This window comes from Cupriavidus numazuensis, from assembly GCF_905397435.1.
Lineage (GTDB): Bacteria > Pseudomonadota > Gammaproteobacteria > Burkholderiales > Burkholderiaceae > Cupriavidus > Cupriavidus numazuensis.
This window is the reverse complement of record NZ_CAJPVI010000019.1, coordinates 99,226-116,877: the sequence shown is the minus strand read 5'-3', so window position 1 is coordinate 116,877 and position 17,652 is coordinate 99,226. Positions and strand designations below refer to the sequence as shown.

The 17,652-nt window shown below is 65.2% G+C and carries 18 protein-coding genes, 1 tRNA gene and 1 riboswitch; of the genes, 13 read left to right on the top strand and 6 right to left on the bottom strand.

Annotation, left to right across the window (positions count from 1 at the left end; translation table 11 throughout):
• Nucleotides 1–7: 7 nt before the first annotated feature.
• Both nrdR and glyA read right to left on the bottom strand, forming a co-directional pair.
• Nucleotides 8–472: a transcriptional regulator NrdR gene (gene nrdR / locus KHO41_RS16945; RefSeq protein WP_211954430.1), complete on the bottom strand. Its 465-nt coding sequence runs from the start codon at nucleotides 470–472 to the stop codon at nucleotides 8–10.
• Nucleotides 473–615: 143 nt separating this feature from the next.
• Complete coding sequence (gene glyA, locus KHO41_RS16940) at nucleotides 616–1,863, bottom strand: serine hydroxymethyltransferase (RefSeq protein WP_211954429.1); 1,248 nt, start codon at nucleotides 1,861–1,863, stop codon at nucleotides 616–618.
• A gap of 124 nt (nucleotides 1,864–1,987) precedes the next feature.
• Nucleotides 1,988–2,088, bottom strand: a riboswitch (ZMP/ZTP riboswitch).
• Between the two features lie 155 nt (nucleotides 2,089–2,243).
• Here glyA and ybgC point away from each other — a divergent pair.
• From ybgC to KHO41_RS16885, 11 genes are all read left to right on the top strand, one after another.
• A complete protein-coding gene (gene ybgC / locus KHO41_RS16935) occupies nucleotides 2,244–2,648 on the top strand; it encodes a tol-pal system-associated acyl-CoA thioesterase (protein WP_211954428.1) in 405 nt (134 codons plus the stop codon).
• A complete protein-coding gene (gene tolQ / locus KHO41_RS16930; protein ID WP_211954427.1) occupies nucleotides 2,645–3,328 on the top strand; it encodes a protein TolQ in 684 nt (227 codons plus the stop codon). The genes ybgC and tolQ overlap by 4 nt, the downstream gene beginning before the upstream one ends.
• A 26-nt stretch (nucleotides 3,329–3,354) precedes the next feature.
• Nucleotides 3,355–3,792 carry a protein TolR gene (tolR, locus tag KHO41_RS16925; RefSeq protein ID WP_211954426.1) on the top strand — a complete coding sequence of 146 codons (438 nt, stop codon included), beginning with the start codon at nucleotides 3,355–3,357 and terminating at the stop codon, nucleotides 3,790–3,792.
• Between the two features lie 43 nt (nucleotides 3,793–3,835).
• A complete protein-coding gene (gene tolA / locus KHO41_RS16920) occupies nucleotides 3,836–4,981 on the top strand; it encodes a cell envelope integrity protein TolA (RefSeq protein WP_376989068.1) in 1,146 nt (381 codons plus the stop codon).
• Nucleotides 4,982–5,179: 198 nt separating this feature from the next.
• Nucleotides 5,180–6,532, top strand: a complete 1,353-nt coding sequence (gene tolB, locus KHO41_RS16915) for a Tol-Pal system beta propeller repeat protein TolB (protein ID WP_211954424.1) — start codon at nucleotides 5,180–5,182, stop codon at nucleotides 6,530–6,532.
• Between the two features lie 23 nt (nucleotides 6,533–6,555).
• On the top strand, nucleotides 6,556–7,065 hold the full coding sequence (gene pal / locus KHO41_RS16910; protein WP_211954423.1) for a peptidoglycan-associated lipoprotein Pal: 510 nt from the start codon (nucleotides 6,556–6,558) through the stop codon (nucleotides 7,063–7,065).
• A gap of 23 nt (nucleotides 7,066–7,088) precedes the next feature.
• The gene (ybgF, locus tag KHO41_RS16905) at nucleotides 7,089–7,847 is read left to right on the top strand and encodes a tol-pal system protein YbgF (RefSeq protein WP_211954422.1); all 759 of its coding nucleotides are present in this window, start codon (nucleotides 7,089–7,091) and stop codon (nucleotides 7,845–7,847) included.
• Between the two features lie 124 nt (nucleotides 7,848–7,971).
• The gene (gene queC / locus KHO41_RS16900) at nucleotides 7,972–8,652 is read left to right on the top strand and encodes a 7-cyano-7-deazaguanine synthase QueC (RefSeq protein ID WP_211954421.1); all 681 of its coding nucleotides are present in this window, start codon (nucleotides 7,972–7,974) and stop codon (nucleotides 8,650–8,652) included.
• A 34-nt stretch (nucleotides 8,653–8,686) separates the two neighbouring features.
• Nucleotides 8,687–9,808 carry a YeeE/YedE family protein gene (locus tag KHO41_RS16895; RefSeq protein WP_211954420.1) on the top strand — a complete coding sequence of 374 codons (1,122 nt, stop codon included), beginning with the start codon at nucleotides 8,687–8,689 and terminating at the stop codon, nucleotides 9,806–9,808.
• Nucleotides 9,809–9,869: 61 nt separating this feature from the next.
• Nucleotides 9,870–9,945 (top strand) — tRNA-Lys (locus KHO41_RS16890).
• Between the two features lie 245 nt (nucleotides 9,946–10,190).
• Nucleotides 10,191–13,040 carry an EAL domain-containing protein gene (locus tag KHO41_RS16885; RefSeq protein WP_244873869.1) on the top strand — a complete coding sequence of 950 codons (2,850 nt, stop codon included), beginning with the start codon at nucleotides 10,191–10,193 and terminating at the stop codon, nucleotides 13,038–13,040.
• Here the strand turns inward: KHO41_RS16885 and KHO41_RS16880 are convergent.
• From KHO41_RS16880 to KHO41_RS16870, 3 genes are all read right to left on the bottom strand, one after another.
• Nucleotides 13,037–13,528 carry a DUF3318 domain-containing protein gene (locus KHO41_RS16880; RefSeq protein ID WP_211954419.1) on the bottom strand — a complete coding sequence of 164 codons (492 nt, stop codon included), beginning with the start codon at nucleotides 13,526–13,528 and terminating at the stop codon, nucleotides 13,037–13,039. The two genes, KHO41_RS16885 and KHO41_RS16880, sit on opposite strands and share 4 nt — an antisense overlap.
• The gene (locus KHO41_RS16875) at nucleotides 13,525–13,905 is read right to left on the bottom strand and encodes a phage holin family protein (protein WP_211954418.1); all 381 of its coding nucleotides are present in this window, start codon (nucleotides 13,903–13,905) and stop codon (nucleotides 13,525–13,527) included. Before KHO41_RS16875 ends, KHO41_RS16880 begins: the two co-directional genes overlap by 4 nt.
• Nucleotides 13,906–14,075: 170 nt before the next feature.
• Nucleotides 14,076–14,402 carry a DUF883 family protein gene (locus KHO41_RS16870; RefSeq protein WP_342344464.1) on the bottom strand — a complete coding sequence of 109 codons (327 nt, stop codon included), beginning with the start codon at nucleotides 14,400–14,402 and terminating at the stop codon, nucleotides 14,076–14,078.
• A gap of 232 nt (nucleotides 14,403–14,634) precedes the next feature.
• Between KHO41_RS16870 and KHO41_RS16865 the strand changes: the two genes are divergently transcribed.
• Nucleotides 14,635–15,273: a peroxiredoxin gene (locus tag KHO41_RS16865; RefSeq protein ID WP_211954417.1), complete on the top strand. Its 639-nt coding sequence runs from the start codon at nucleotides 14,635–14,637 to the stop codon at nucleotides 15,271–15,273.
• Nucleotides 15,274–15,425: 152 nt separating this feature from the next.
• Here the strand turns inward: KHO41_RS16865 and KHO41_RS16860 are convergent, their stop codons facing one another.
• Nucleotides 15,426–16,619, bottom strand: a complete 1,194-nt coding sequence (locus KHO41_RS16860) for an acyl-CoA dehydrogenase (RefSeq protein WP_211954416.1) — start codon at nucleotides 16,617–16,619, stop codon at nucleotides 15,426–15,428.
• A 220-nt stretch (nucleotides 16,620–16,839) separates the two neighbouring features.
• Here KHO41_RS16860 and KHO41_RS16855 point away from each other — a divergent pair, with 220 nt between their 5' ends.
• A complete protein-coding gene (locus tag KHO41_RS16855) occupies nucleotides 16,840–17,643 on the top strand; it encodes an IclR family transcriptional regulator (RefSeq protein WP_211954415.1) in 804 nt (267 codons plus the stop codon).
• Nucleotides 17,644–17,652: the final 9 nt, after the last annotated feature.

The following is a 17,652-nucleotide window of genomic DNA, read 5'->3' as shown; positions in this document are numbered from 1 at the left end:
CTAGCCGCTAGCGCTTGCTGTTCCCCGACGTCACCTCGGCCAGCACATCGGAAAACTCGGCGACATCCTCGAAACTCCGATACACCGAAGCGAACCGGATATAGGCGATCTTGTCGAGCTTGCGCAGTTCGAGCATGACCAGTTCACCGACCTGGCTGCTCGGGATTTCCTTCTCGCCGAGCGCGAGCAGCTTTTCTTCGATGCGGGTGATGGCCTCGTCGATGGCTTCAGCCGACACGGGGCGCTTGCGTAGCGCCAGGCGCATCGAGTCCTTCAGCTTGGCGCGGCTGTAGTCCACGCGCGAGCCGTTCTTCTTGACGATAGCCGGGAAGAACAGTTCGATCCGTTCGTAAGTGGTGAAGCGGCGGTCGCAGGCTTCGCAGCGCCGGCGCCGGCGTACGGCATCGCCGTCTTCCGACATGCGGGTGTCGAGCACCTGGGTATTGGAATGTCCGCAAAAGGGGCATTTCATGCCTGACCACCTTAAGAATTGAGCCCGGCCGCCTTGGTATCTTGTCCTTCTATGGCAGCAGGGTAGGTTGGCGAGGCCCGCAAGCGGCGCGGTGGCGCGCCCGCGGGGCTGCCGGCCGCCCTCGCGGGCGGCCATGCACGGCATCAGCCGTAGACCGGGAAGCGCTTGGTCAGTGCGGAGACCTGCTCGCGCACGCTGGCGATATTGCCAGCGTCGTGCGGGTTGTCCAGCACATCGGCGATCAGGTTGCCGACGATACGGGCTTCCTCTTCCTTGAAGCCACGCGTGGTCATGGCCGGCGAGCCGACGCGGATGCCCGAGGTCACGAACGGCTTTTCCGGATCGTTCGGGATCGCGTTCTTGTTCACGGTCAGGTGCGCTTCGCCCAGGATGCGCTCGGCTTCCTTGCCGGTGATGTTCTTGGCGCGCAGGTCGACGAGCATCACGTGGCTTTCGGTGCGGCCCGAGACGATACGCAGACCGCGTGCGATCAGCGTTTCCGCCAGCACGGCGGCGTTCTTGACCACCTGTTCCTGGTAAGCCTTGAACTCCGGCGTCAGCGCTTCCTTGAACGCGACGGCCTTGCCGGCAATCACGTGCATCAGCGGACCGCCCTGGATGCCCGGGAAGATCGACGAGTTGATGGCCTTCTCATGCTCGGCCTTCATCAGGATCACGCCGCCGCGCGGGCCGCGCAGGCTCTTGTGCGTGGTCGTGGTGACGAAGTCGGCGTGCGGCACCGGGTTCGGGTAGACGCCCGCGGCGATCAGGCCAGCGTAGTGGGCCATGTCGACCATGAAATAGGCGCCGATCGACTTGGCCACCTTGCCGATGCGCTCGAAGTCGATGCGCAGTGCGAAGGCCGAGGCGCCGGCGATGATCAGCTTCGGCTTCTTCTCTTGTGCCAGCTTTTCCAGCGCGTCGTAGTCGATGTCTTCCTGCGCGTTCAGGCCGTAGCTGACCACGTTGAACCACTTGCCGCTCATGTTCAGCGCCATGCCGTGGGTCAGGTGACCGCCTTCGGCCAGGCTCATGCCCATGATGGTGTCGCCCGGCTTCAGCACGGCGAAATACACGCCCTGGTTGGCCTGCGAACCCGAGTTCGGCTGCACGTTGGCGGCTTCGGCGCCGAACAGCTGCTTGACGCGGTCGATGGCCAGCTGCTCGACCATGTCGACGTACTCGCAGCCACCGTAGTAGCGCTTGCCGGGATAGCCCTCGGCGTACTTATTGGTCAGTTGCGAGCCTTGCGCGGCCATCACGGCCGGCGAGGTGTAGTTTTCGGAAGCGATCAGCTCGATGTGGTCTTCCTGGCGCTGGTTTTCCTTCTGGATAGCGGCAAAGACCTCGGGGTCGATCTGGTCGATCGTATAGCGGCTGCGTTCGAACATGGCGAAACTCGTCTGAAAAAAGGGAATCCGATTACTGCATCGGGGTAGGGCGCGCGGGGAAAGCGATTGGCGGCCGGCGCCGGCGGGCCATTGGACCGTCGGCGCAGGGCGCACCCTGCTTCCCATTCGCTGCCCAGGCGAGCGGCAGGCGTCTGAACTTCACGCCAGAGAACTTGCGCTTCCTCGTGGTAGTACCCACTGACATCGCCAGTCGCGCAAGGTGGAATGGTTGGCCGCAGTGTAGCGTGAGGCGGGGATTTGCCGCAAGCAGCGGCAAACGGCCCGCAACCCCAGCCCTGGCGCGGCCCGCAACTTGCTGTTGCAAACTCGTCCTGCGGGTTAACACCGAAGCTGTCGTGCTCTCCGTTACAATCCCGGCCATGACAAACTTTGTCTGGACCTTGCGGGTGTACTGGGAAGACACCGACGCGGGCGGCGTAGTGTTCTACGCCAACTATCTCAAATTCTTCGAGCGCGCCCGTACGGAGTGGCTGCGCTCGCTTGGTGTCGAACAGCAGGCGCTGGCCGATGAGGCCGGCGTGGTCTTTATCGTCCGCAGCACGGCAGTGGACTACAATGCGCCCGCCCGGCTCGACGACCAGCTTGAGATTCGCACGCGTATCGAACGGGTCGGACCGGCCTCGGTGCAGTTCGCGCAAGAGGCCTGGCGCGGCGAGATTTTGCTCGCCAGCGGCCAGATCCGCGTTGGCTGTGTCGACCGAAGCACTTTCCGCCCGTCTCCCATTCCCGCCCCTGTCCTGGCCACCATCAAGACCGCCCGATGAATCCCGTGACCGTCACGCAAGACCTGTCGATCATTTCGCTGGTGATGCACGCCAGCCTGCTCGCACAGGCCGTCATGGCGCTGCTGCTCGTCATGTCGCTGTTCTCCTGGACCTATATCTTCCGCAAGCACCTGGCGCTGCGCTCGGCGCGCACGCAGACGGAAGGGTTCGAACGCGACTTCTGGGCCGGCGGCGACCTGCAGGCGCTCTATAACAGTGCGGTGAACAACCGGCACAACACCGGCGCGCTCGAGCGGATCTTCGAGTCCGGCATGGGTGAATTCCTGAAGGCACGCGAGCGCGGCAACGAAGCTAGCGCACTGCTCGACGCCGCCCGCCGCGCCATGCGCGCGGCCTACCAGCGTGAAATGGACGTACTCGAGTCGCACCTGCCGTTCCTGGCCTCGGTCGGCTCGGTCAGCCCCTATATCGGCCTGTTCGGGACCGTGTGGGGGATCATGAATGCATTCCGCGGACTGTCGAATGTGCAGCAGGCAACGCTCGCATCGGTGGCGCCCGGCATCGCCGAAGCCCTCGTGGCGACCGCGATCGGCCTGTTCGCCGCCATTCCGGCCGTGATCGCCTACAACCGCTACGCCACCGAGATCGATCGGCTGGCCATCCGGTTCGAGAGCTTCATGGAAGAATTCCTGAACATCCTGCAGCGGCAGACCCGCTGACCGACTGAACGCCCAGGAGACCAGCAATGGCAGCCATTCAGCGCCGCGGCGGATCGCGCCGCCGGGCCAGTGCCGAGATCAACGTCGTACCCTATATCGACGTGATGCTCGTGCTGCTGGTCATCTTCATGGTGGCGGCACCGATCGTCAGCCCCGCCGTCGTCGACCTCCCGACCGTGGCCAACGCCACGCCGCAACAGAAGGCACCGCCGATCATCGTGACCGTGCATGAAGACGGTGCGCTGACCGCGCGCGGCAAGGACAACGCCGGCAATTCGTTCGAGCGCAAGCTCGACAAGAACGGCCTGCTCGATTTCGTGCACCAGAGGCAGAACGAGAACCCGGATCAACCCGTGGTGATCGCCGCCGACCGCTCGGTCAAGTACGAGTCCGTGCTGGACGTCATGTCCGTGCTGAAGGCTGACGGCATCAAGCGCGTCGGCCTGATGGTGAAGTCCAAGTAGAACGCGCCGCCTGCGTGAGATGCCTGTCCGAATGCCGCGCCCCATGACGACCGCTGTTGCCTATCCTTACCAGCCGGTGAAGGAGCGGGGGACCCTGCGTTCCTTCCTGCTCGCGCTCCTCATGCACCTGCTGCTCGGCATCGTGCTGTACTACGGCGTGCATTGGCAGAGCAGCACGCCGGTCGGCTCGGAAGCGGAGTTGTGGGACGAAATCCCGGCCACGACCGCGCCGCCGCCTCCGCCTGCGCCTGCGCCTGAGCCGGTGGTCCAGCCGCGGCCCGCGCCGCCGGCGCCCGAGGTGAAGAGCAAGGTCGAGGAAGACGCCGATATCGCGCTCGAACGCCAGAAACGCCGCGCCGCCGAGCAGGCCGCCAAGGAAGAGGCTGCGCGCAAGGAAACCGCACGCAAAGAGGCCGAACGCAAAGAGGCCGAACGCAAAGAGGCCGAACGCAAAGAGGCCGAACGCAAGGAAGCCCAGCGTAAGGAAGCCCAGCGCGAGGAAGCGGAACGCAAGGACGCAGAGCGCAAGGACGCAGAGCGCAAGGAAGCGCAGCGCAAGGAAGACGCGAAGAAGAAGGCCGCGCAACAGGATCAGCAGCGCCGCGAGCAGGCCGAGCGCGAGCGCAAGGAAGCGGATGCCAAGGCCAGAGCCAAGGCAGAGGCCGACGCGAAGGCCAAGGCCGAAGCGCAGGCTCAGGCCAAGGCAAAGGCTGACGCCGAAGCCAAGGCCAAGTCCGAAGCCCAGGCGAAGGCCAAGGCGGATGCCGAAGCCAAGGCCAAGCGCGAGGCTGCGGCCAATGCGCAGCGCAAGGGTGAGCTGGCACGCCTGCAGGCGCTGGCCGGTGGTGCGGGTGCGGGCGGGCAGGGCGGCGGCGGTGTGGGCAGTACCGCGGGCGCCGGTGCCGGCGGCGGTGGCAAGGCCTCGCCGGGTTACCCGGACCGCGTGCGCCGCCGCGTGAAGCCGAACATCGTGTTCACGGAAGACGTGGCGGGTAATCCGAGCGCTGTGGTCTCGGTGCAACTGGCGCCGGACGGCTCGCTGATGTCGGCGCGTCTGTCCAAGTCCAGCGGCAATTCAGCCTGGGATAACGCTGTGCTGCGCGCCGTCGAGCGTTCGGATCCGCTGCCGCGCGACGAGAACGGCAAGGCGCCTGCGAGCTTCACCATCACTTTCCGACCCAAGGATTAAGTGACCCGGGCGCCATGAATTGCAACATAATGCAACCTTCATTAACCGGTTCCAGTCCCACCGCTACCATGACAGGTTGCCTGACGCGGCCGGCAGCGTGCGATCTGCACGCGGAACGGGCATGCGCCGAGCGCATCCCGCCTGTTCCGCTGTCTGCCTGCCGTGCCCGATGAATCTTGAAATCGACTGAGGAGCAGCATGCGAAAGCTTTGGGCCCCCAACTGGCTGTCCGCAAAGCGGCACCACGCAAACCAGGCCGCGACCCGATTGATTGGCCGCCATGCACTGATGGCCTGGCTGGCCGCCGCGCTGGCCTTGTCGGCCAGCGCCGCACAGGCGCAACTGAACGTGGAGATCTCCGGTGTTGGCGCCAGCCAGATCCCGGTCGCCACGGCAAACTTCCAGGGCGAGGCCCAGGCCCCGCAGAACCTGACCGCAATCATCCGCAGCGACCTCGCGCGCAGCGGCCGTCTCCGCAACGTCGATCCGGGCGGTGCCACGGTGGCCGAGTCGGCCAATGTTGATCTCGGAAGCTGGAAAAGCCGCGGTGCCGATGCCTTCGTCGCCGGCAGCGTGACGCCTTCGGGCAACGGCCAGTACGAGGTGCGCTTCCGCCTTTACGACACCGTCAAGGGTCAGAGCCTGGGCGGGCTGGCGTTCAACGTCAACCAGGGCCAGCTTCGCGTTACGGCCCACAAGATCGCGGATTACATCTACGAGAAGCTGCTCGGCGAGCGCGGGGTGTTTGCCACGCGCCTGTCCTATGTGTCGCGCGTCGGTGGCCGCTACCAGCTGCTGATCTCCGATTCGGATGGCCAGAATTCGCAGGTCGCGCTGACCAGCAACGAGCCGATTATCTCGCCGTCGTGGTCGCCGGACGGCCGCCGCGTGGCCTATGTCTCGTTCGAAGCCAAGAAGCCGGTGGTGTACGTGCACGACCTGGCCACCGGCAAGCGTACGCTGGTGTCGAACCAGAAGGGCAACAACAGCGCGCCGTCGTGGTCGCCCGATGGCCAGCACCTGGCCGTGGCGCTCTCGCGCGATGGCAATACCCAGGTGTACCAGGTCAATGCAGACGGTTCGGGCGTGCGCCGCCTGACCCGCAGCAGCGCGATCGACACCGAGCCGCAGTATTCGCCTGACGGCAAGAGCATCTATTTCACCAGCGACCGTGGCGGTGCGCCGCAGGTCTATCGCATGCCGGCAGGCGGCGAGGAAGCGGGCAGCGCGCAGCGCGTGACCTTCAAGGGCAACTACAACGTGAGCCCGCGGATTTCGCCGGACGGCAAGTACCTGGCGTACATCACGCGCTCGGGCGGCTTCAAGCTGCAGCTGCAGGACCTGACCAACGGCGACGTCACCTCGCTGACCGATACGTCCAATGACGAAGCGCCGAGCTTTGCCGCGAACGGCAAGTACATCCTCTACGCCACCCGCGTGGGCGGCCGCGCAGTGCTGGCGGCGGTGTCCACCGACGGGCGTACCCGGCAGGTTCTGTCTCTCCAGTCCGGCGATGTCCGCGAGCCGTCCTGGGGTCCTTTCATGCAATAACGCAATAACAGGAGTCTCTCGCCATGCCCCAACTGATGACCAAAACCCTTGCCGTCGCCGCCCTGCTGGCCCTGGGTGCCTGCAGCTCCGGCGTGAAGCTGGACGACACCGCCAATGCCGGCGCGAACAAGGGTACGGGTGCGGATGCCCGCACCGTCCAGCCCGTTGACGTTTCGCGCGATCCGCTGAACGACCCGAACAGCCCGCTGGCCAAGCGCAGCGTGTACTTCGACTTTGACAGCTACAGCGTCAAGCAGGACTACCAGGGCATGCTGGGCGATCACGCCAAGTACCTGGGTGCCAACAAGGGCCGCAAGATCCTGATCCAGGGCAACACCGACGAACGCGGCACCAGCGAATACAACCTGGCACTCGGCCAGAAGCGTGCCGAGGCTGTGCGCCGTTCGCTGGCGACCATGGGCGTGCCCGACAGCCAGATGGAAGCCGTGAGCCTCGGCAAGGAAAAGCCGAAGGCAACTGGCCACGACGAAGCCGCCTGGGCCGAGAACCGCCGCGCCGACATCAACTACTGATCTGATCCGCGTACAGGCCATCCATGAAAGCACGCGTTTCCACCCTGTTGTGGCTAGCCGCCGTTTCCGGCGCGGCCATGCTGCCCGTTGCCACGGCACACGCCGGCGTCTTCGACGATGACGAGGCGCGCAAAGCGGTCATCACCCTGCGGGACCAGTTCAACGGTTTCCAGGCGACCGCCACGCAGCGCATCGAGCAGAACAGCCGCACCACGATCGACATCCAGAACCAGCTGGAAGGCCTTCGCCAGGAGGTCGCCAGGCTGCGTGGCCAGAACGAGGTGCTGCAGAACACGGTGGAAACGCTGCAAAAGCAGCAGAAGGACTACTACGCCGACCTCGATGCGCGCCTGAAGAAATTCGAGCCGCAGCAGGTCACCGTGGACGGCCGCGAGGGCACGGTCCAGCCCAATGAAAAGCCTGAGTACGACGCCGCGCTCAAGCAGTTCCAGGCCGGCGACTTCAAGAGTTCGGGCAATTCGTTTGCCGCGTTCGTCAAAAAGTATCCGCAGAGCCCGTACCTGCCTCTCGCGCAGTATTGGCTGGGCAACGCGCTCTACGCGCAGCGCGACTACAAGGGCTCGACCACGGTGCTGCAGAACATGCTGCAGGCGAACCCGACGCACCCGAAGGCGCCCGATGCCATGATCGCCATCGCCAACAACCAGCTCGAGTCCGGCCAGAAGGCTGCGGCGCGCAAGACGCTGGAGCAGGTGGTGGCCAAGTATCCGGGTACCGAAGGTGCGCAGGCCGCAAGCAACCGGCTCAAGACGCTGAAGTAAGTAAGCCGGAACGGCACCAGATTGACTGCAAAGCCCGCGTTCAGCGGGCTTTTTTCCGTCTCGCGCTAAAATACGCGATTCGCCTGCAATTTCCGTGTGCCGCCTGCGCGGCACGACTGCCATCATGACCAAACGCGCCATTGTCCTGCTTTCGGGCGGGCTTGATTCCGCCACCGTTCTCGCCATGGCCAAGGCCCAGGGGTTCGAGACCTATGCACTGTCGATGCGCTATGGCCAGCGCCATTCTTCCGAGCTGGAGGCGGCCAAACAAGTGGCCAGCGCGCTCGGCGCCGTCCGCCATGAAATCATCGACCTCGACCTGCGCCGCTTCGGTGGCTCCGCGCTGACCGACGACAAGCTCGACGTGCCGACCGACGGCGCATCGTCGGGTATTCCGATCACCTACGTGCCGGCGCGCAACACCATCATGCTGTCGCTGGCGCTTGGCTGGGCCGAAGCCGTGGGCGGACGCGACCTGTTCTTCGGCGCCAACGCCGTGGATTACTCGGGCTACCCCGATTGCCGGCCTGAATACGTCGCGGCCTACGAGGCGCTGGCCAACCTCGCCACCAAGGCGGGCGTGGAGGGCGACCGCTTCCACGTGCATGCGCCGATCATCGACATGACGAAGGCCGAGATCATCCGCGCGGGCGTACGACTCGGCGTGGACTACGGCATGACCGTGTCGTGCTACAAGGCCGACGACGATGGCCGCGCATGCGGTGTCTGCGATTCCTGCCGCATCCGCCGCGCCGGCTTCGAAGCGGCCGGCGTTGCCGACCCGACCCGTTACCAGAACGCCTGAGCCAGTCGCCAGCTTTTCCTTCATCGCCCCTGACATGCCCGAGATCGATATCGCCGCGCTTTCGCGCACCGTGCTGCTGAGCACCTTCGCCCTGACCTTCCTGTTCGGCGCCATCCTGCAGCGCACGCACTTCTGCACCATGGGCGCCGTTTCGGACATCGTCAACATGGGCGACTGGAGCCGCATGCGCATGTGGGGCCTGGCCATCGGCGTGGCGATGATCGGCACTGGCGTGCTGGCGTGGGCGGGGCTCATCGATCCGACCAAGACCATTTACGCGGCGAGCAAGCTCAGCTGGTTGTCTGCGCTCGCGGGCGGGCTGATGTTCGGCTTCGGCATGGTGCTGGCGTCGGGCTGCGGCAGCAAGACGCTGGTGCGGATCGGCGCGGGCAACCTCAAGTCCCTCGTGGTGTTCGTATTCCTCGGGCTGTCGGCCTATATGACGCTGCGCGGGTTGTTCGGCGTGGTGCGCGTCAATACCGTTGACGCGGTGTCGGTCACGTTGCCGGTCACGCAGGATCTGCCGTCGCTGCTGTCGCAAGGCACCGGTGTCGCGCGCGGCGCGCTGCAGCTCGGGCTGGGCCTGGTTCTTGGTGGGGCGCTGGTGGTCTGGGCGCTCGTGGCACGCGGTTTCCGCACGTTCGACAACGTGCTCGGTGGCGTCGGCGTCGGCCTGATCATCGTTGCGATGTGGTACGTGTCGGGGCATATCGGCTACGTGGCCGAAGATCCGAACACGCTGGAAGAGCTGTTCGTCGCTACCAACAGCGGCCGCATGGAAAGCCTGAGCTTCGTGGCGCCGTACGCCTATACGCTCGACTGGCTGATGATGTTCAGCGACAAGAGCAAGGTGCTGACCATCGGCATCGTCAGCGTCTTCGGCGTGATTGCCGGTGCGGCGGTGTATGCGCTGGCTACTCGCACATTCCGCTGGGAAGGATTCGGCAATGCGGAGGACGTCGCCAACCACATGATCGGCGGCATCCTGATGGGCGCAGGTGGTGTGACGGCGCTCGGCTGCACGGTGGGGCAGGGGCTGTCTGGCGTGTCGACGCTGGCCATCGGCTCGTTCATTGCTTTCGGCGGCATTCTCGCGGGCGCCGTGCTGGCATTCCGCTACCAGATATGGCGCCTTGAGCGCATGGCGTTCGCCTGAGTCAGCGTCAATGCTTGACACATCGGGAAGTGTGTCACTATAATCGCGGTTCTGTTTTTTCGGGTCGTTAGCTCAGTCGGTAGAGCAGCGGACTTTTAATCCGTTGGTCGCGTGTTCGAGTCACGCACGACCCACCAGCATTTCGAAGGGCCTGTGGCGCAAGTCACAGGCCCTTTTGCATTGTTGCGCGCCGATCCCTCCCTCCCGTTGGCCCCGTATTGGCTGCAAACACGAGGCCACTCCCCACCAGAGTGTGGGCAAGTCCGTATTAACCTCTTCGAGTTAGAGACATCCCCCATCCCGCCACGGACAATGAACCGCAATCCTGGCAGCACGGGTTGTGTCCCGCTACGCTGCCGGTGCCCCAACCGTCGGAAGTCCTATGCGGCAAGCAGGCAAGTCTTTGCCGGGCGATGTGCATGCACTGCGCGTTATCTGGCCGTTCGTTCCCGTGGTTATCGCGTTGGCGCTGTTTACCATCGCCAGTGTCGACGTACTGTCTGCCGCGCGCGCCCTCGTTGCGGGTGAGAGCCAGTGGTCCAGGGGCCAGAAGAACGCGGTCATGCATCTGCTGCGTTATGGCGAGGACCGTGACGAAGCCGATTTCCAGGCTTACCTGTCGGATATTGCCGCGCCGATGGGCGACCACCGCGCGCGCATCGAGCTGGATCGCGACAAGCCCGACTATGAACGCGCGCGTGCCGGATTTCTCGCGGGCGCCATCCATGCTGACGATATCGCGGGCATCTTCCGTCTCTACCGCAACTTTCGCCATGTCGAGGAAGTGGATGCGGCGATCCGCATCTGGGCCGAGGGCGACCGCGAGATCGCGGCCCTGCATGAGCAGGCGCTGGTGCTGCGTCAACTGGTTGCCGAGCCCGGCTGTGGCGTAGCTTGTGTCGAGCCGGTGTTGCAGGGCATTGTCGCCATCGATGCACGGGTGACGCCGCTGGAAGCAGCGTTTTCGCAGCAGTTGGGCAAGGCGTCGCGGCGCGTGACGCGATGGCTTACCGTTGGTGCAGTCGTGGTCGCGTTGGCGCTGCTGCTGTCCGCCATCCTGCTCTGCCAGGGACGGCTGCGGCGCGAGCGCCGGCTGCGTGAAGCGCTGGCCGCAAGCGAGGAGCGCCTGCAACTGGCCGTGGGCGGCAGCAACGACGGGCTGTGGGACTGGGACGTGCGCAGCGGCAGGCTGTATTTTTCGCCGCGCTGCGCGCAGATGCTCGGGTTCGAGCCGGACGCCTTGCCGCACGCGCGCGAAACGTTGCTTGGCCTGCTCCATCCCGCTGACCTGAATGGCTTCGACGACAAGCTCGGGCGCCATCTGCGGCGTGGCGAGCCGTACGATGCCAACTTCCGGCTGCGTACGAGTGGCGATGGCTATCTGTGGGTCCGCGCACGCGGCCAGCTCGTGCGCGGCGAGGATGGACGGGTGATGCGCATGGCCGGTTCGCTCACGGATATCTCCGAGCACAAGCGCTACGAGTCCCAGCTGTTCGCCGAGAAGGAGCGGGCCCAGGTCACGCTGCAGGCAATCGGCGATGCCGTGGTCACCACCGACGTCTGGGGCCGCATCGAATCGCTTAACCCGGCCGCCGAGGCCTTGACCGGCTGGCGCGAGGACGAGGCGCGCGGACGCCTGCTCCAGCAGGTTTGCGCGCTTTGCGACGAGGGCAGCGAGGCGCCGCTGCGCAACCTGGTCGCGCTGGCGCTGCAGCAGCGCTGGCCCGGCATGACGGCATTGCTGACCGGCCGCGGCGGGCGCACGGTGGCCGTGAAGCCATCGGTCGCGCTGATCCGTGACCGCTCGGCGCAGGCGATCGGCGTCGTCGTCGTGCTGCACGACATCAGCCACGAGCGCGAACACGCGGCCCGACTGGCGCACGAGGCCAGCCACGACGCGCTGACTGGCCTGGTCAACCGGACCGAGTTCGAGCGCCGCCTGGCGGCAGCGATCGCGCGGGTCCGGGTGACCAGCGGCACGCACGCGCTGATGTACCTGGACCTCGACCAGTTCAAGGTCGTGAACGATACCTGCGGCCACGCCGCCGGCGACGAACTGATTCGCCAGATGGCGGCGGTCATGCGCGCCCGGTTGCGCAAGGGCGATACGCTCGCGCGGCTCGGTGGCGACGAATTCGGCATTCTGCTCGAACATTGTCCGGCACCGGACGCCGAGCGGCTGGCCGAGTCGCTGCGGCGAGCGGTGGCCGGATTCCGCTTCACGCACCGACAGCGCACATTTGCGGTCGGGGTCAGCATCGGCCTGGTTTCGCTGGACGGCGACACCGGCGGCGTGGCCGAAGCAATGAGCGCGGCCGATGCCGCCTGCTATGTGGCCAAGGAAAATGGCCGTAACCGGGTGCAGGTCTACCATCCGCAGGACAGCGTGGTACAGGCGCGCCATGGCGAGATGGAGTGGGTCAGCCGCGTGCATGCAGCGCTCGCGGCCGGACGGTTCTGCCTTTACGAGCAGGAAATCGTTCCGCTGCACGGTCAGCGGCAAGGCGGAAAGCACGTCGAACTGCTCCTGCGCATGGTCGACGAGCGCAACCAGCTGGTGCCGCCGATGGCGTTCGTGCCCGCTTGCGAACGCTATAACCTGATGCCGATGATCGACCGCTGGGTCGTCGAAACGGCGTTCGCCGCGCTGGCGCAGCGGCGCGCGGAGTCGGCGGAAGACATAGCGCTGTGCGCCATCAACCTGTCAGCGTCTTCGCTGGCCGATGTCCGCTTCCCGGCGTTTGTCCGTGAGCAGGCGCAGCGAACTGGCATCGCGTTGAGCGGCATCTGCTTCGAGATCACAGAAACGGCGGCGATCTCCAACCTGGCGCAGGCCGCAGCATTCATCGAGCAGATGCAGGCACTGGGGTGTGTGTTCGCGCTGGACGATTTCGGCGCCGGCATGGCGTCGTTCATCTATCTCAAGCACCTGCCGGCGGCCTACCTGAAGATCGACGGCAGCTTCGTGCGCGAGATGCTCGACGATCCGGTCAACCAGGTGATGGTGGAAGTCATCCAGCGCATCGGCCATGCGATGGGCAAGAAGACGATCGCCGAGTATGTGGAGAACGAGGCCGAACTCGCGCGGCTGCGCGAACTCGGCGTGGATCTGGTGCAGGGCCACCACATTGCGCCGCCCGTGCCATTCGTGCCGACGCCCAGACAGCCAATGGCAACGGCAACGGCAACGCTCAGCGACGGGCGCGGGCTCGAGGTCCTGATGACGGACTAACGGACGAGCGGATCGCGGAAACCCGTGTCGAGCGGCGGCTTGGCGTCGCCATCGACGGCGGGCGGCACAGCCTGGCTGTTGGCCTGGCGCCAGGCGTTGTAGGCCCAGTAGGCGGCGCCGGCGGCGGCCCCGATCTTGGATGCCTTCCACGTCCAGCGCAGCACCGGCGTGCGCCGCAGCAGCGGCAGGGCGAGCGTGACAGCCGTGCTGAGCAGCGGATAGTCCTGCGCCAGGCCGAGCACCTTCATCAACGAAGCCGGCCGCACGGCGCGCGGCAGCAGGTTGGCGAAGCTGCCCAGGCGCCGGGCGCCGCCTTTGACATCATGCAGCGCTTTCAGCAGATCGTGGCGCTCCAGTTCCGCACGCGTCAGCAGCAGTTCCTTGCGGACGTCGAGCGGCAATCGCACTTCGCGCGCGTACCGCACGGGGCGGGGATGCTCGCGACGGGGCGGTGTGCCGGCGCCCGGTCCGGATTCCGGAGTGTTCATCGGCGCAGGGTCTCCCGGTCTTTGTCGATTTCCGCCAGTGTTGCCTCGAACATGGGCGGCGCGTTGCGTACCAGGTGTCGGGCAAATGCCAGGCAGCCGGCGGACAGCACGAGGTAGGCAATCACGAGTCCGACCAGGGCTTGCCAGCGGTAGGTGTCCCAGAACAGGATCGCGATCAGCGCGGTGAACGTCACCAGCGCAATGCCGAAGAAGACCAGCCCGAAGCAGGCCAGCAGGCCCACTTTCATGAGCCGTGTGCGCTCCTCGGCGAATTCGACGCTGGCGAGTTCCAGGCGCGTCTGCGCCATCGCAACCAGCGAACCGGCCAGGTTGCGCACGGATTCCATTAACTTGGGTGAGGAAGAGGATTCGCTCATGCGGCTCCGGCGAGGAAGCGGCGCGCCGGCATTTGCCGGCCACGCCTTTCAGCGGGCGAAGCCCGGGGGCACACGCATCGTGTCCGGGCCCGGGCCAATGGCCGGCCCGTACACGATGACGGACCATGCCTGTGTTGCCGCGGCGCCAGGGCGCCGCGCGCAGGCCAGCCTTACTTGCGGTTCAGCAGCAGACCGACCAGCAGACCCACACCGGCAGCCACGCCGACGGCGCGCCACGGATGGTCGTGCACATAGTCATCGGTTGCGCGCGCGGCGGCCTTGCTCTTGGTGACCACGGCGTCTTGCAGGTCCTGGGCCTTTTCCTTGGCCTGCTTCAACAGGCCCATGCCACGCTCGCGCAGTTCGGCAGCCTTTTCGCCGGTGGTCGACGCTGCTTGTTTCAGCAGTTCTTCAGCGTCGGACAGAACGGTCTTGACATCGCTCATCAGTTTCTCCTGTTTGCGGGCGGTTGGTTCGGTTTGTGTGGTTTCTGACATTTTGCCTTGCCCCGGTGAGTAACGGCACGTCTTGTCTGTTACTTAGCATATGTGGCGAGTACCCGTGGTTTCAAGACCACGAAACCAACAGGGGCAAAGTCGTCCCATCGGCGGCGCACGCCCGGGGCGCCGCTCTATATGACTGGGAGTGATTTTGTAGTGACTTTATATTCGTTTGGGTTCGATCGCAATCCGGATACTCTGGTTCCACGCATTTTTCAGGAGACCGAGCATGGCATTGCGACTGGGCGACCTCGCCCCCGACTTCGAACAGGATTCCAGCGAGGGCCGCATCCGCTTCCACGACTGGCTGGGTGACAGTTGGGGCGTGCTGTTTTCGCATCCGGCGGACTACACGCCAGTGTGCACCACGGAACTGGGCCTGACTGCCAGGCTCAGGGATGAGTTCGTGCGCCGTGGCGTGAAGGCGATAGCGCTGTCGGTGGACGGTGTCGAGTCCCATAAAGGGTGGATTCAGGACATCAACGAGACGCAATCGACCACGGTCAATTTCCCGATCCTGGCCGATGGCGACCGCAAGGTCTCCCGGTTGTACGACATGATTCACCCGAACGCGAACGAGACCCTGACGGTGCGCTCGCTGTTCATCATCGACCCGAAGAAGAAAGTGCGCCTGATCATCACGTATCCGGCCAGTACCGGGCGCAATTTCAACGAGATCCTGCGCGTGATCGATTCGCTGCAGCTGACTGACAACCACAGCGTGGCCACGCCGGGCAACTGGCAGGACGGCGACGACGTGGTGATCGTCCCTTCGCTGAAGGACGAGGCAGTGATCCGCGAGAAATTCCCGAAGGGCTACAAGGCCGTGCGGCCTTACCTGCGGCTCACGCCGCAACCGAACAAGTAGGCACCGGGCCTTCAGGCCCTGTGCCATTTGCCGATGTTGTCTACGGCGGGGCAGCCCGTCGTCTCCTTGGTAGTGTGCTTCGCCCGGCTTTCCAGCCGGGCTTTTTTATTTCTGTGCGGAGACGGGACGGGTGCGAGGTATCCGTTCCCGGATCAGAAGAAGGCCTGCAGGCCGGTCTGGGCGCGGCCCAGGATCAGCGCGTGGATGTCGTGCGTGCCTTCGTAGGTGTTGACCACTTCCAGGTTCACCACATGGCGGATCACGCCGAATTCATCCGAGATGCCGTTGCCGCCGAGCATGTCACGCGCCACGCGGGCGATGTCAAGCGACTTGCCGCACGAATTGCGCTTCATGATCGAGGTGATTTCCACCGCGGCCGTGCCTTCGTCCTTCATGCGGCCCAGGCGCAGGCAGCCTTGCAGGCCCAGCGTGATCTCGGTCTGCATGTCGGCCAGCTTCTTCTGTACCAGCTGGGTTTGCGCCAGCGGGCGGCCGAACTGCTTGCGGTCCAGCGTGTACTGGCGGGCGGTGTGCCAGCAGAACTCGGCGGCACCGAGCGCGCCCCAGGCGATGCCGTAGCGGGCCGAGTTCAGGCAGGTGAACGGACCCTTCAGGCCCTTCACGCCCGGCATGATGTTCTCTTCCGGCACGAAGACTTGATCCAGCACGATTTCGCCGGTGATCGACGTGCGCAGGCCGACCTTGCCGTGGATGGCCGGGGCGCTCAGACCCTTCCAGCCCTTTTCCAGGATGAAGCCGCGGATATCTTCCTTGCCGTCTTCGCCCACCAGCTTGGCCCACACCACGAACACGTCGGCGATCGGCGAGTTGGTGATCCACATCTTGGCGCCGGTCAGCTCAAAGCCGCCATCGACCTTCTTGGCGCGGGTGACCATCGAGCCCGGGTCGGAGCCGTGGTTCGGCTCGGTCAGGCCGAAGCAGCCGATCCACTCGCCGGTGGCCAGCTTGGGCAGGTACTTCTGCTTTTGCGCTTCGCTGCCGAATTCATAGATCGGCACCATCACCAGCGACGACTGCACGCTCATCATCGAACGGTAGCCCGAATCCACGCGCTCGACTTCACGCGCGATCAGGCCGTAGCTCACGTAGTTCAGGCCCGGGCCGCCGTACTGCTCGGGGATGGTCGGGCCGAGCAGGCCCAGTTCGCCCATCTCGCGGAAGATTTCCACGTCGGTCTTTTCATTGCGGAACGACTGGAGCACGCGCGGCATCAACTTGTCCTGGCTGTACGCCGCGGCGGCGTCGCGCACCATGCGTTCTTCGGCGGTCAGTTGCTGGTCCAGCAGCAGGGGATCGGCCCAGTGGAATTCGGCGTTGGCAGCCATGCAGGTCTCCTTCGGTAGAGCGGGGGAACCGCTGCCAGGCGCATTGTGATGCACCCGCCTCAGCGGCAATCCAGGGAATCGGTGGAATTTTTAAGTTCCGCATTGCGGAACTGTGTTCCGTTGGATTAGTATATCGCAATGCGTTCGCCATGCAAGCGGGATGAACACCGGTGTGTTCGATTGTCGCGCGTGGCGCCCGACCTCCCAACCGGAGCCAGCCTTGAGCAGCCTTTCTCCAGACACCACTTCCGCTGCCTCAGTGCGCGAGAGCGATCCCAACTTCGTCACGGCACTGGCCCGCGGCCTGGAGTTGCTGCGCTGCTTCCGCACCGGCGAGGCCATGCTGGGCAACCAGGATTTCGTGCGCCGTACAGGCTTCCCCAAGGCCACCGTGAGCCGGCTGGCCGGCACGCTGGTGCAGCTCGGTTACCTGCGCTATGACGAGAGCCTGGGGAAATACGCCCTCGATGCGGGCGTGCTGGCGCTCGGCTACGCCTATCTGTCTGCTTCCGATGTGGTGGCGCTGGCGAGGCCGCATATGCTCGCGTTCGCGCAGTCCTACGGCGTGTCGGTGTCGCTCGGCAAGCGCGAGCGCATGGAAGTGACCTATCTGGAGTCGATCCGTAACGACGCCGGCGTGATGCTGGGGCTGGGCGTGGGATCGCGGCTGTCGCTGGTGTCGAGTTCGATGGGGCGCGCCTACCTGGCGGCGCTGCCGGCGGCGCGGCGGGAACGCGTGCTGGCCGAGTTCAGCCAGGCCTTTCCGGAGCAATGGAAGCAGCAGGAAGTGCCAACGCGCGCGGCGTTGGAAGAGGCCGAGCGGCGCGGCTACGCGTCGTCGTTCCGGGACTGGCATCCGGCCATCCATGCCTGCGCGGTGGCATTCCGGCCGGTGGGGGAGAAGGAGCCGCACATGCTCAGCTGCAGCGCCTCATATGGGACGGTCGAAGAGTCCGTGTTCCACGAGACCCTTGCGCCGGCCCTGAAGGCGCTGGCCGCACGCTTGTCGGACCCGGCCGGCTGAAGCCGGCCG